This window comes from Clostridium sp. Cult2, from assembly GCF_021655075.1.
In the GTDB taxonomy this organism is placed as follows: domain Bacteria; phylum Bacillota; class Clostridia; order Tissierellales; family Tepidimicrobiaceae; genus Schnuerera.
Map to the genome: position 1 here is coordinate 1 of NZ_PPXX01000037.1, position 942 is coordinate 942.

Annotated in this window: 3 protein-coding genes; all 3 read left to right on the top strand. The window is 35.5% G+C overall.

The features are described from left to right. The coding region (gene rplP, locus C3E90_RS04225) for a 50S ribosomal protein L16 (RefSeq protein WP_236914411.1) at positions 1–412 on the top strand (412 nt) is incomplete at its 5' end. After that, positions 402–608, top strand: a complete 207-nt coding sequence (gene rpmC / locus C3E90_RS04230; RefSeq protein WP_236914413.1) for a 50S ribosomal protein L29 — start codon at positions 402–404, stop codon at positions 606–608. The genes rplP and rpmC, both read left to right, overlap by 11 nt. A gap of 7 nt (positions 609–615) precedes the next feature. Continuing rightward, positions 616–870, top strand: coding sequence for a 30S ribosomal protein S17 (gene rpsQ, locus C3E90_RS04235; RefSeq protein ID WP_236914415.1), 255 nt, complete (start codon positions 616–618; stop codon positions 868–870). Positions 871–942 lie beyond the last annotated feature (72 nt).

Below are 942 nucleotides of genomic sequence, written 5' to 3' on the forward strand. Positions count from 1 at the left end.
AGTTCATAGAGGAAGAATGAAAGGAAATGCTACTAGAGGTAACAAGATAACCTATGGTGAATATGGACTGCAAGCTCTTGAACCAGCATGGATAACTTCAAATCAAATAGAAGCAGCTAGACGTGCTATGACAAGATCCATAAAGAGAGGCGGTAATATTTGGATAAAAGTATTTCCAGATAAGCCAGTTACTGAAAAACCAGCTGAAACTCGTATGGGTTCTGGTAAAGGATCTCCAGAATATTGGGTAGCAGTTGTGAAACCAGGAAGAATATTATTTGAAATGGGTGGAGTATCAGAGGAAATAGCAAGAGAAGCTATGAGATTGGCAGCACATAAATTGCCTATAAAGACTAAATTTGTTACTCGTGAAGATGGAGAAGAAAAGGGTGGTGAAGCTAATGAAGGCTAAAGAAATTCGCCAAATGACAGATCAAGAATTAAATGCGAGATTATTGGATTTAAAAAACGAATTGTTTAATCTACGATTTCAATTGGCCACAGGCCAATTAGATAACCCTATGAGAATTAAAGCAGTTAGAAAAGATATTGCCCGTGTAAAAACCATCGTTAGAGAACGAGAATTAGGTATAGGAAAGGAGGTTTAACCTCACTATGGATAGAGGAAACCGTAAAACGAGAGTAGGTTATGTTGTAAGTGATAAAATGGATAAAACAATAGTGGTTGCTGTTGAAACATTTGTAACCCACCCTTTATATAAAAAACAGATAAAAAGAACTACTAAATTTAAAGCACATGATGAAAACAATGAGTGTAAAATCGGCGATGTAGTAAAAATAATGGAAACTAGGCCATTAAGCAAAGATAAATGTTGGAGACTTGTAAATATAATAGAAAAAGCAAAATAGTCCTTATGCCTGGAAAGGAGGTATTCTAATGATTCAAACCGAAAGCCGAATAAAAGTTGCTGATAATTCAGG

Excerpts from the sequence above, each read along its gene's own strand:
- rpmC (WP_236914413.1), top strand. The coding sequence starts at position 402 with ATGAAGGCTAAAGAAATTCGCCAAATGACAGATCAAGAATTAAATGCG.
- rpsQ (WP_236914415.1), top strand. The coding sequence starts at position 616 with ATGGATAGAGGAAACCGTAAAACGAGAGTAGGTTATGTTGTAAGTGAT.